The sequence below is a fragment of the Kitasatospora sp. NPDC059408 genome, assembly GCF_042751525.1.
GTDB lineage: Bacteria > Actinomycetota > Actinomycetes > Streptomycetales > Streptomycetaceae > Kitasatospora.
Map to the genome: position 1 here is coordinate 1 of NZ_JBHYWI010000149.1, position 11245 is coordinate 11245.

Annotated in this window: 10 protein-coding genes; 2 read left to right on the top strand and 8 right to left on the bottom strand. The window is 72.7% G+C overall.

Annotated features, from left to right (window positions below; translation table 11 throughout):
- Window positions 1–199 precede the first annotated feature (199 nt).
- The 8 genes from ACFXDE_RS42865 to ACFXDE_RS42900 form a co-directional block, all read right to left on the bottom strand.
- Window positions 200–853: a 4'-phosphopantetheinyl transferase gene (locus ACFXDE_RS42865; protein ID WP_380499646.1), complete on the bottom strand. Its 654-nt coding sequence runs from the start codon at window positions 851–853 to the stop codon at window positions 200–202.
- Window positions 854–950: 97 nt separating this feature from the next.
- The gene (locus ACFXDE_RS42870; RefSeq protein ID WP_380499647.1) at window positions 951–3284 is read right to left on the bottom strand and encodes a sulfatase-like hydrolase/transferase; all 2334 of its coding nucleotides are present in this window, start codon (window positions 3282–3284) and stop codon (window positions 951–953) included.
- Complete coding sequence (locus ACFXDE_RS42875) at window positions 3281–4885, bottom strand: ABC transporter ATP-binding protein (RefSeq protein ID WP_380499648.1); 1605 nt, start codon at window positions 4883–4885, stop codon at window positions 3281–3283. The genes ACFXDE_RS42870 and ACFXDE_RS42875 overlap by 4 nt, the downstream gene beginning before the upstream one ends.
- A complete protein-coding gene (locus tag ACFXDE_RS42880) occupies window positions 4882–5718 on the bottom strand; it encodes an ABC transporter permease (protein WP_380499649.1) in 837 nt (278 codons plus the stop codon). The genes ACFXDE_RS42875 and ACFXDE_RS42880 overlap by 4 nt, the downstream gene beginning before the upstream one ends.
- Window positions 5719–5722: 4 nt before the next feature.
- Window positions 5723–6667 carry an ABC transporter permease gene (locus ACFXDE_RS42885; RefSeq protein WP_380447606.1) on the bottom strand — a complete coding sequence of 315 codons (945 nt, stop codon included), beginning with the start codon at window positions 6665–6667 and terminating at the stop codon, window positions 5723–5725.
- An 11-nt stretch (window positions 6668–6678) separates the two neighbouring features.
- Complete coding sequence (locus ACFXDE_RS42890) at window positions 6679–8265, bottom strand: ABC transporter substrate-binding protein (protein WP_380499650.1); 1587 nt, start codon at window positions 8263–8265, stop codon at window positions 6679–6681.
- A 53-nt stretch (window positions 8266–8318) separates the two neighbouring features.
- On the bottom strand, window positions 8319–9281 hold the full coding sequence (locus tag ACFXDE_RS42895) for a TauD/TfdA dioxygenase family protein (RefSeq protein WP_380499651.1): 963 nt from the start codon (window positions 9279–9281) through the stop codon (window positions 8319–8321).
- Window positions 9282–9752: 471 nt separating this feature from the next.
- On the bottom strand, window positions 9753–9947 hold the full coding sequence (locus ACFXDE_RS42900) for a hypothetical protein (RefSeq protein WP_380499653.1): 195 nt from the start codon (window positions 9945–9947) through the stop codon (window positions 9753–9755).
- 243 nt (window positions 9948–10190) lie between these two features.
- On the opposite strand from ACFXDE_RS42900, the gene ACFXDE_RS42905 reads away from it, so the two are divergent.
- Together ACFXDE_RS42905 and ACFXDE_RS42910 are read left to right on the top strand one after the other, a co-directional pair.
- Window positions 10191–10727 (top strand): phosphatidylinositol-specific phospholipase C domain-containing protein, encoded by a 537-nt coding sequence (locus tag ACFXDE_RS42905; RefSeq protein ID WP_380499654.1) that lies wholly within the window; start codon window positions 10191–10193, stop codon window positions 10725–10727.
- A gap of 57 nt (window positions 10728–10784) precedes the next feature.
- Entirely contained in the window at window positions 10785–11141 is a 357-nt protein-coding gene (locus tag ACFXDE_RS42910) for a hypothetical protein (protein ID WP_380499656.1), read from the top strand.
- Window positions 11142–11245: the final 104 nt, after the last annotated feature.

Consider the following 11245-nt stretch of genomic DNA (forward strand, 5'->3'; position numbering starts at 1 on the left):
TCTGTGGGTGGGGTGTTCTCGCCGTTGGCAGTCTGAAAATCACCCGTCACGCCCCTCTCCGCGGCCACCCCCTCCGCCACCCCCTCCCGCAGCGCACCCTCTCGCTGTGGGGGGATGAGGGGTGGGGGGATGAGGGGTGGGGGTGGTTGAGGGGGTGCGTTGGTGCGGGGTGGTTGGGGGTGTGGGGTGTGGGGATCGGTTACGGGGTGACGGCGATGGCGGTGGCCAGGAGGCCGTCGCGGACTGACCAGCGGCCCTCGAAGCCGTCTATGCGGCGGGTGCCGACGATCGGGCCGGGGACCAGGAGGCGGGCTGTGAAGGTGCCGTCGGGGGAGAGGACGAGGTCGGCCTCGCTGGTGTCCAGGAACTTGCCGGTCAGCGGGAACCACGCCTTGTAGACGGACTCCTTGGCGCTGAACAGGATGCGGTCCCACGGGATGTCGGGGCGCAGCAGCAGCAGCGAGGCGATCCGCTTCTGCTCGTCGGGGAGGGAGATGATCTCCAGTACGTCGTCCGGGAGCGGCAGCGCGGGTTCGGCGTCGATGCCGACGGAGGCGAGGTCGGTGGCGCGGGCGACGACGGCGGCGCGGAACCCGTCGCAGTGGGTGAGGCTGCCGACGACGCCGTCCGGCCAGCTCGGCGCGCCCAGGTGGCCGGGGATGATGGGGCGGTAGGCGACGCCGAGGCGGGCGAGCGCGGCGCGGGCGCAGTGGCGGGCGGTGGTGAACTCGCGGCGGCGCTTGTCGACGGCCTTGGCGATGACGGCGGCCTCGGCGGGTTCGAGTCGGGCCTCCGGCGGGTCGTCGTACGCGACTTCGGCCGCCACGACGTCCGGCAGCAGGTCCCCGATCAATGCGTTCTCCCCTGGGTCGGTCGCGCGGGCCCCGCCGCGTCCTGTCGAGCCTAACGCGGCGGGGGCCGTGGGAACCGGGACTTGGCGATCTCGGCGGCTATTCGAAGGCGGCTGCCGCCGCCTGTAGTGCCCGGGCGACGGTTTCCGGGTCGTACGGTGCCGGGTCGCCGGGCACGTAGGTCACCGAGTGGAGGGCGCCGGTGTAGCGGAAGGAGCGGTGGCGTTCGTGGACGGGCCAGGAGACCGGGGACTTGCGGTCGACGCCGACGCTGATGCCCTGGAACGGCGCCATGCCGATGAGTTGGTGGACGGGCCCGAGCCGGCCGGTCTCCGCGCCGTCGACGTGCAGGCGGAACAGCCACTTGAGGTCGGCGACGGCCTCGGCCGCGACGGTGACGAGTCGGCTGCCGGCCGGGAGCGGTCCGGCGTCGGTCTCGTGCAGCTCGCCGTACTGGTTGTAGGCGAAGCGGAGGTGGCCGTCCTCGACGTAGAGGCTGTAGCCGCCGCCCTGGTCGCCGTGGGAGACGAGCACGCCCTGGTCGCCGTCCCGGTGGTCGTCGAGGGCGACCTCGATCGTGAAGGAGCGGAAGGAGATCAGCCGGGAGGAGCGGTAGCGTTCCAGCTCGGGGGTGCCGGGCAGCAGCGTGACCGGGCGCCGCAGGCGTTCGGCCTCGGGCCCGCGCAGGGCGAGGGCGCCGCTGCCGTCGGCGAGCGGGAAGACGCCGTTGCGCCAGGCGGCGGCCTCCCAGGCTTCCGACAACTCCTTGACCAGGCCGGGGTGTTCGGCGGCGACGTCGTGGATCTCGGTCGGGTCGGTGCGCAGGTCGTACAGGGCCCACTCGCCGTCGTCGTACGGCGTGCCGGGGCGGTGCAGCGTCACGAGCTTCCAGCCGTCGCGGTAGTAGCTGCGGTTGCCGGTCATCTCGCAGTACTGCTCGGAGTGCGTACTGGCCGCGCCGCTGTCGCGCAGGACGGAGGTGAAGCTGATGCCGTCCAGGGACTGCACTGGTTGGTGGTTTCGGGTCGATGGCCGGTCTACGGCCGCGAGTTCGAGCAGCGTCGGCAGGATGTCGGTCACGTACTGGTACTGCGTGCGGACGCCGGTGTCGCCCTCGGCGCGGGGGAGGCCGGCGGGCCAGGAGAGGACGAACGGGACGCGGACGCCGCCCGCGTACGTCTGGCCCTTGTAGAAGCGGAACGGGGTGTTGGAGGCCATGCCCCAGCCGCGCGGGTAGTGGACGAGGCTCTGCGGGCCGCCGATCAGCTCGATCTCCCGCTCGACGTCCGGGTTCCAGTCGTCGGGGAGGTCCGGGTGGTGGACGAACCGGCTGAAGTAGCTGCGGGTGCCCTCCGGGCCGCCCTCGCCGGTGCCGCCGTTGTCGCTGGTGAACACGATGATGGTGTTGTCGAGTTCGCCGAGGGCGGCCAGGGTGTCGGTGAGCCGGCCGAGGTTCTGGTCGACGTTGTCGACCATCGCCGCGTACACCTCCATGTAGCGGGCGTACAGCTTCTTCTGGACGTCGGTGAGCTCGTCCCAGGGGCCGACGTCGTACCCGGCCTCGGAGTTGCGGTCGGGCAGTTCGGTGCCGGGCGGGAAGTGGCCGGCGGCGAGCTGGCGGGCGAATCGGGCGGCGCGCAGTTCGTCCCAGCCGCCGTCGTAGCGGCCCTTGTGGCGGGCGAGGTCCTCGGGCTTGGCCTGGAGCGGGCCGTGGACGGCGTTGTGGGCCAGGTAGAGGAAGAAGGGCTTGTCCTCGTCGTGGGCGCGCAGGGACTTGACCATCGCGATGGCCTGGTCGGTGACGTCGTCGGTGTAGTAGTAGCCGTCGGGGAACTCGTCGATGTCCAACGGGCTGTTGTCGCGTACGAGTTGGTGCGGGTGGAACAGGCTGGTGAGGCCTTCGAGGACGCCGTAGTACTGGTCGAAGCCCTTCTGCAGCGGCCAGTTGGCGCGGTCGTCGGCGGCGCTGGAGGCGGAGTCGCGGGTCAGGTGCCACTTGCCGACGGCGTAGGTGGCGTAGCCGGCGTCGTGCAGGAGTTCGGCGAGGGTGGGGATGTCGCCGGCGACCTCCATGCCGTAGCCGGGGAAGCCGGGGTCGGCGTTGGCGACGAAGGAGTAGCCGACGCGGTGCGGGTTGAGGCCGGTGAGCAGGGCCGCGCGGGCGGGCGAGCAGAGCGGCATGGTGTGGTAGTTGGCGAGTTTGACACCGGTGGCGGCGAGCCGGTCGAGCGTGGGGGTGGGGATCTCGGCGCCGAACGGGCCGATGTCGCTGTAGCCCATGTCGTCGATGAGGACGACGACGATGTTCGGCGCGCCCTCGCGCGGGCGGACGCGGGCGGGCCAGGCGGGGGTGGACTCGCGGAAGGTGCGCCCGACGGTGCCGGGGAAGCCGGCGTACGGGTCGCGGCGGTGCGGGTCTGGAGAGGTGGTCACGCGGTGCTCCGGGTGGTGGGCCGGGCCTCGTCCAGACGGGGGACGGCGGCCAGGAGTTCGGCGGTGTACGGGTGTTCGGGGTTGGTGACGACGCGGTCGGCGGGGCCGGTCTCGACGATCCGGCCGCGGTGCATGACGGCGATCCGGTGGCTGACCCGGCGCACCACGGCGAGGTCGTGGGCGATGAACAGGACGGCGAGGCCGAGTTCGCGCTGGAGCCGGGCGAGCAGGTCGATGACCTGGGCCTGGATCGAGACGTCGAGCGCGGAGACCGGTTCGTCGCAGATCAGCACGCGCGGTTCGGGCGCCAGCGCCCTTGCGATGCCGATGCGTTGGCGCTGGCCGCCGGAGAAGGCGCGCGGGTGCCGGTCGGCGACCGCCGGGTCGAGGCCGACCTGGGTGAGCAGGTCGGCCACCCGGGCGGCGCGCGCGGCGCGGTCGCCGAGGCGGTGGGCGACGAGCGGCTCGGCGACGATCTGTCCGACGGTCATCCGGGGGTTGAGCGAGGAGTACGGATCCTGGAAGACCATCTGGATCTCTCGACGGGGCATCCGGCCCAACGGTTCGCCGCTGTAACGGATTTCACCGGCCGACGGGGCGTGGACCTGGACGAGGGCTTTCGCGAGCGTGGACTTGCCGGAGCCGGACTCGCCGACCAGGCCGAGCGTCTCGCCGGGGTGCAGCACGAGGTCGACGCCGTCGAGGGCGGTGACGGACCGGCGGCGGGAGCCGTAGGTCTTGCGCAATCCGTCGACGGTGAGCAGGGGTTGGGTGCCGGGGGTGCTGTTGGCGGCGGCCGTGGAGGGTTCATCGAGGCGTGGCACGGCTGACAGGAGCTGTTGGGTGTAAGGGTGTCGAGGGTCGGTGAGGATGTCGGCCGTGTCGCCCTGCTCGACGATCCGTCCTGCCCGCATGACCAGGAGCCGGCGGCAGGTGCGGGCGATCACGCCGAGGTCGTGGCTGATCACGACGAGGGCGGTGCCGCTCTCGCGGTTGATCCGGGTGAGCAGGCCGAGGATCTGCTGCTGGACGGTCGGGTCGAGCGCGGTGGTGGGCTCGTCGGCGACCAGCACCTCGGCGTCGTGGGCGAGCGCGAGGGCGATCATGATGCGCTGGCGCTGGCCGCCGGAGAACTGGTGCGGGTGGTCGCGCAGGCGGTCGGCGGCGTCCGGGACGCCGACCAGGTCGAGCAACTCGACGGCGCGTGCCGTGCGTTGGGCGCGCGGCAGGGAGCCGTGCGCGCGCAGCGCCTCGTCCAGCTGCCGGCCGATGGTGAGGACGGGGTTGAGCGAGGACATCGGGTCCTGGAAGATCATCGCGATCCGCCTGCCGCGCAGCGCCCGCAGCCCGTCCTCGGGAAGGCCGGCGAGGTCCTGCCCGGCGAGTTCGACCGAGCCCGTGGTGATCCGGCCGCCGGGGGGCAGCATGCGGAGCAGGGCGAGGGCGGTCGTGGACTTGCCGGAGCCGGACTCGCCGACGATCCCGAGGGTGTCGCCGGGGGCGAGGCCGAAGCCCGCGCCGTCGACGGCCGGGGGTTCGGCGGCGGTTCGGGTGCCGTCGAACTCCACGGTGAGGTCGGTGACTCGGAGTGCGGGCGTCATCGGCGGATCCCCCGGTTCAGGGCCTCGGCGAGCAGGGTGAAGCCGAGCACCAGCGCGGTGGTGGCGGCGAGCGGCCCGGCGGCGAAGGCGGGGTGGGTGGCGAGGTAGGCGACGGACTGGCTGAGGATGCTGCCGAGGGTGGGCTCGGGCGGCCGGACGCCGAGACCGAGGAAGCTCAGCGCGCCCTCGATGAACACGCCGACGGAGAGGGCCACGGCGGTCTGGACGATCAGCGGGTCCACGGCGTTCGGGACGACGTGCCGGAGGAGGACCCGCCGCCGGGTGGCGCCGCCGACGCGTGCGGCGACCGCGTACTCGCGTTCCCGCTGCACCAGGATCCCGGCGCGCAACTGGCGTCCGAAATAGGGGATTTCGGCGATCGCGATGATGACGACGACCGGCCAGCGGCCCGGTCCGAGCACGGCGGTGACGGCGAGCCCGAGGATCAGTCCGGGGAAGGAGAGCAGCAGGTCGAAGGCCCGCTGGACGGCGAGGTCGGCCCACCGGGAGGTGGCCGCGAGCAGTGCGAACGCGCAGCCGAGGAGCGCGCCGGCCGGCACGGCGAGCAGGACGATCCCGAGGTCGGCGGTGATCCCGTGCAGGACCCGGCTGAACAGGTCGCGGCCGAGGTCGTCGGTGCCGAGCGGGTGTCCGGCGCCCGGCCCGGCCAGGGCGAGCGGACCCTGGGCGTCCGGGTCGGCGTCGGTGAGCAGCGGGGCGAGCAGTCCGGCGAGGGCGGGCAGGCCGACGAGGGCCAGTCCGGCGAGGCCGCGCCAGGTCGACAGGCCTGTGAGGTAGCGGTTCCGGGCAAGCGGAAGGGTGGCGGTGGTCACGGGGTCACTCCCAGCGGACGCGCGGGTCGAGCCAGGCGTGCACCAGGTCGGTGAGCAGCTGGACGGTGACGTAGACGGCGACGACGAGCAGCAGGAGGTCCTGCACGACGGGGTAGTCGCGGCGCGCGACGCCCTGCTCGATCAGCTGGCCGAGCCCGGGCCAGGCGAAGATGCGTTCCACCAGGACGGCTCCGGCGATGAGTTGGCCGATCTGGAGACCCAGCACGGTGACCGCGGGCGGCAGCGCGTTGGGCAGGACGTGCTGCCAGAGGATGCGCCGGCGGGAGACGCCGAGGGCGGTCGCGGTGCGGACGTAGTCCTCGGCGAGGGCGCGCTCGATGCCGTCCTTGAGGTAGCGGGCGAGGATGGCGGCGCTGGGCAGGGCGAGGCAGACGGCGGGCATGAGGAGGTACTGGACGGCCAAGTCCGGTGCGTCGAGCAGGGATTCGTGGCCACCGGCCGGGAGGATCCGGAGCGAGACGGCGAAGACCAGCACCAGGAGCACGCCGGTGACGAACGGCGGGACGGCGAGGACGGCGGTCGTCACGGCCCGGACGGCGGCGGCGACCGGGCGGCGTCCGGTGGTGGCGCCGAGGACGGCCAGCGGCACGGCGATCAGCACGACCAGGAGCAGTGCCCCGGCGGTGAGTTGGACGGTCGCGGCGATCCCGTCGCCGATCAGGTCGGCGACCTGCCCGCCGATCGCGTAGCTGGGCCCGAGGTCACCGCTGATCAGGTGCCCGAGCCAGCTCAGGTACTGGCCGAACAGCGGCTGGTCGAGCCCGAGTCGGGCACGGATGGCGGCGACGGCGGCGGGCGAGGCGTCCGGGCCGGCGAGCGTGGTGGCCGGGTCGCCGGGGATCAGCCGGAGGATGAGGAAGACGAGGAAGGAGGCGAGGACGAGGACGAGCAGCCCGCTGGGGAGCCGTTTGAGCAGGAAGGTGCGCACGTGCGGCTCCATCAGGCCGTGAGGTGGGCGTCGTCGAGGTTGAGGTAGCTGTACTTGTTGAGGGTCGCGCCCTGGACCTTGCGGCCGGCGACCTCGACGAGTCCGGCGATGGCGAGGTCGATGACGAACGCCTCGTCCAGCAGGACGTCGGTGATCTGCCGGTAGAGGGCCGCGGCCTCGGGGCCGTCGCCGGCGGGGCGGTTCCAGGCCTTCTGCACGATGTCGGTGTAGGCTGGCGAGGAGAAGTGCGAGCTGTTCCTGGCCTCGTTGAACGGGTAGGCGCTCACCGCCAGGGTGGCGGGCTGGAGTTGGGCGAAGCCGTGGCTGAGCGTCCACAGCGCGGGCATGGTCTGGGCGATGAGCTGCTTCTGCATGGTCGGCGAGTCGGTGGGCTGGAGGACGAGCTCGATGCCGACCTGCTTGAGGTCGTACTGGAGGATCTGCGCGATCGCGGTGGAGCCGGGGTCGGCGGTGTGCGCGAACGGCAGGGTGATCGTGCCGAGCCCGGCCTCCTTGAGCAGCGCGCGGGCCCGGTCGGGGTCGTGGTGGTAGTGGGCGGCGTCGGCGTCGCCGTACGCGGGTGAGGACTTGGGCCAGGGGACGGAGGAGACGGTGCCGTAGCCGCCGAGCGCCTGCTGGACGAAGCGGTCGCGGTCGATCGCCCACGCGATGGCCTGGCGGACGCGCTTGTCGCCGACGTGCTCGGCGGTGACGTTGGCGCCGATGTAGTAGGCGCCGGCGCCGGTGTCGTACTGCTTGATCCGGAACTGCGGGTCGTCCTTGAGCGTGGCGACGTCCTTGCCGCGGACGTTGTAGGACAGGTGGGTCTGGCCGGTCCTGAGGGAGGACAGCAGGGATTCGGGCTGCGGGATGATCCGGATCTCGACGCCGTCGAGGTGGGGCCGCCCCGGGTTCCAGTAGGCGTCGTTGCGGGCGAAGGTGAGCGAGCAGCCGGGTTTGCGGTCGGTGAGGGTGAACGGGCCGGTGCCGATCAGCCTCGTCCCGGCGACGGCCTCCTCGACGGTGTCGCGATCCGGGATGATCATGAACTCGAAGAGGTCGAACAGATTGCTCACCGGGTGCGCGAGGACCAGCGTCAGCTCGAAGTCGCCGTTCTTGCGGAAGTCGGTGACGGTCGCGGCGGTGGAGCGCAACTGGGCCGAGCGGACCGGGTTCTGGAGGTTCTGCACCGCGAACACGACGTCGTCGGCGGTGAACCGCCGTCCGTTGTGGAACCGGACGTCCTCGCGCAGCCGGAGCGTCACGCTCGTGCCGTCCGGGGCGACCTGCCACGAGGTGGCGAGCTCCGGCTGCGGGCGCAGTTGGTCGTCGTACCTGGTCAGCGTGTTGAAGACGAGCCGCTGGACGAGCGTGTTGGCGCTCTGGGCGAAGAGCAGGCTCGGCGTGACGTCGACGCCGGTGCCCACCGTCAGGACGCCGCCCTTGCGCGGGCCGGCCGAGGCGTCGGCGGCCGGGGCCGCCTGGTCGGCCGCCGACCGGCAGGCCGCGAGGGCCAGCAGGCCGGCTCCGGCGGCGCCGCCGCGCAGCAGGGCGCGGCGGGTGAGGCCGGGGGCGGGGGGAGTGGTGGATGCGGTCATCGGGCGGGTCCTTCGGTGCTGGCGCAGGGACGGCGGTGGGCGTGGGCGCGGGGTCAGGCGGCCGGTTCGAGGTCCTTGCCGAGCTCCTTGTCGAGTTCCTCGGCGGGGACGAGGCCGGCCACGCGCGGCGGGTCGACGGGCGCCAGGAGCCGGCTCGGCGTGCCGTCGACGCCGACCGGGAGGTCGCCGTCCAAGGTGATCCGGCGCACCAGGCGGGGCTCGTCGCCGTAGTCGTTGACGGCGTAGTGCTGGGTCGCGCGGTTGTCCCAGATCGCGACGTCGCCGACCTGCCAGTCCCAGCGGACGGTGTTCTCCAGCCGCTCGACGTAGCGCTGGAAGATGCCGATCAGCGCCCGCCCGTCGGCGCCGGAGACGCCCTGGATGCTCTGCGCGAACGCGCCGAGCAGCAGGGTACGTTCGCCGGTGACGGGGTGCACGCGGACCACCGGGTGCTCGGTCTTGAACGCGGTGGAGACGAACACCTCGCGGAACAGCTTCGCCACCTCGGCGTTGTCCGCGAGCTCGGGGCGCAGGGCGAGGTTCGCCGCGTAGTCGTAGTCGTTGGTGTGGACGGCGCGCAGGCCGTCGGCGAGGGCCTTGAGCGGCGCGGGGAGGTCCTGGTAGGCGGCGGCGGTGTTCGCCCACACCGTGCTGCCGCCGGCCTGCGGGAGTTCGAGAGCGCGGAGGATGGAGGCCTTCGGGTAGGAGGGGACGAACGTGACGTCGGTGTGCCAGTTGTTGGCCCGAACGCCCTTCGTGGCATCGAGCTCGAAGACGTACCGGCCGTCGGCGCTGGGCACGGTGGGGTGGCCGACCGGGTGACCCAACAGGCGGGCGAACGCCTCGTGTTCGGCGTCGTCGAGGTGCTTCTGGCCGCGGAAGAACAGCACCTTGTGCTCGTACAGGGCGGCTTCGAGGGCGGCCACGGTGTCCGCGGGCAGGTCGCCGCCGAGGCGGACGTCGTGGACGATCGCGCCGATCCGGCCGGCGGCGGGGGTGAGGCGGAGGTCGGTCATGGTGGATGTCCCTTCGAATCCCCTGGCGGGGACGGGTGATGGCAGCAGCGGCCCGTGGTCCGGGCACGGCTGGGCCGGGCGAGCGGGCGGGGTGGGGCGGCACGGCGGAGGGCGTGCGGGGAGCGGTCGGTGCGCTCGGGGGCCGGTGGTTGCGCCCGGAGGTGTGGGGCGGTCAGAGCGCCCGGGTGCCGCGACAACAGCGGCGGGCGGGGAGGGCGGCGGCGCGCGGGACGCGCTGGACGGCGGTGTGCACGGGCCCTCCTTCCGGCTCGCTGCGACGGGGTTCGGGGCTCATCGTGCTGAAGGCCGTGGGCCGATGTCAATCGGCATCTTGGCTGGTGGGAACGGGTGTTGCGGCCCTGTGACGGCGTGTTGCGGGATGTGTCGCGCGGTGGCGGGCGCGTGTTTCCGGGCAACGCGAAGCCGCCACCGGCGGTGTGTGCCGGTGGCGGCTTCGGTGACGGACGCGGTCTACTGCCCCAGGAGCCGGGCGAAGTCCAGCCCGAGGCTGCCGAGCACCGGCAGCGCGCCGAGGTCGGTGACGGCGCCCACGGGGATGCTGTAGCCCTGGTTCACCTCGCGGGCCTGGGGCGCGGCGGACGCGGTCGCGGCGGCGGGGACGGCGAGGGCGCCGAGGAGCAGGGCACTGAGCAGGGCGGTGCGCATGGGCGGGCCTCCGGAGGCTGGCGTGATGGCCTGACAACACCGGCGGCGGCGGTGCGGTCACGCGGCTTCGCCCCTTCGGCCGTATTCGTCATGATTCCCGACTTGTGCTCATGGCCGTACGGAGGCGGTTCGGTGAGGACCGTGCGCGCGTGAACCACCTTGCCCCCCGGGCGCGTTGGAGCATAGTGAGAGCACCACTTCCTGCGGGCGCCCCGCCGGGCGCCCCCGAGTCCGGGAGTACGGATGAGCCTCATGCCCCGCCGCACAGCCCTGAAGGCCGGTGCCGCCGCGCTCGCCGCCGGCGCGCTGACCGCCCCCGCGACCGCCCCCGCCGTCGCGGCGGGCCGCGTGCCGCGCGCCGCGGAGGTCGACGACCGGGAGTGGATGGGCCGTCTCGACGACGGCGTCCCGCTGACCGGCCTGACCGTCCCGGGCACCCACGACTCCTGTTGCACGGACCCCCTCCACGGCACGGAGTGGTCGCACACCCAGAACTGGGGCATCCCCGACCAACTCCAGCGCGGCATACGGTTCCTGGACATCCGCTGCAACGGACTCGAAGGCACGGCGAGCGAGTTGGGGATCTACCACAGCGACAACTACCAGTACATCCGGCTCCAGGACGTGCTCAACCAGTGCACCTCGTTCCTGAGCGCGCACGCGGGGGAGGTCGTGGTGATGCGGATCAAGAACGAGTACGCGGGCGGCAACCGGCTCGACGCGGCCGAGTTCCAGCGCCGGATCGACTACTACCTGGACGACTTCGGCTTCCGGCGCTAGTTCTGGACGGACGCCCGCTGGCCCGTCCTGGGCGAGGCGCGCGGGAGGATCGTGCTGGTGGCCGACTTCGGCAACCCGTGGTCCGTCATCCAGTGGTCCAGCGGCACCAACGACTGGTTCGACACCCAGGACCGCTGGGACGGCGTCGAGAACTCCCAGAAGGCGCGGCTCGTCACGGCCCAGTTCGACAAGGCCTTCCTGGACCCGGGCGCGACGCGGATGTTCGCGAACTTCACCAGCTTCTCCGGCGGTCTTAACTTCCCGCGGCACAACGCCCGGTTCATCATGCCCGAGGTGTTCGCCTACCTCGATGCGCGGAAGGCCGAGCGGGCCCGGCTCGGCATCGTCCCGATGGATTTTCCCGACCAGTACCCGGCGATCCTCCGGCTGCTGATCGACAAGAACTTCGTGTGAGGAGCCCGGGCCGCGGGTCGGGGCCGGTCCGTGGGGGGCCCCCCCCGGGCCGCGGGGGGGGGGCCGGGGGGGGGGGGCCCCCGGGGACCCCGGCGCCCGGCCCG

What these genes read in the sequence shown, in the direction of transcription:
- ACFXDE_RS42875 (WP_380499648.1), bottom strand. Translation starts at nt 4,885, where the DNA reads ATGACGCCCGCACTCCGAGTCACCGACCTCACCGTGGAGTTCGACGGC.
- ACFXDE_RS42890 (WP_380499650.1), bottom strand. Translation starts at nt 8,265, where the DNA reads ATGACCGCATCCACCACTCCCCCCGCCCCCGGCCTCACCCGCCGCGCC.
- ACFXDE_RS42895 (WP_380499651.1), bottom strand. Translation starts at nt 9,281, where the DNA reads ATGACCGACCTCCGCCTCACCCCCGCCGCCGGCCGGATCGGCGCGATC.
- ACFXDE_RS42900 (WP_380499653.1), bottom strand. Translation starts at nt 9,947, where the DNA reads ATGCGCACCGCCCTGCTCAGTGCCCTGCTCCTCGGCGCCCTCGCCGTC.
- ACFXDE_RS42905 (WP_380499654.1), top strand. Translation starts at nt 10,191, where the DNA reads ATGAGCCTCATGCCCCGCCGCACAGCCCTGAAGGCCGGTGCCGCCGCG.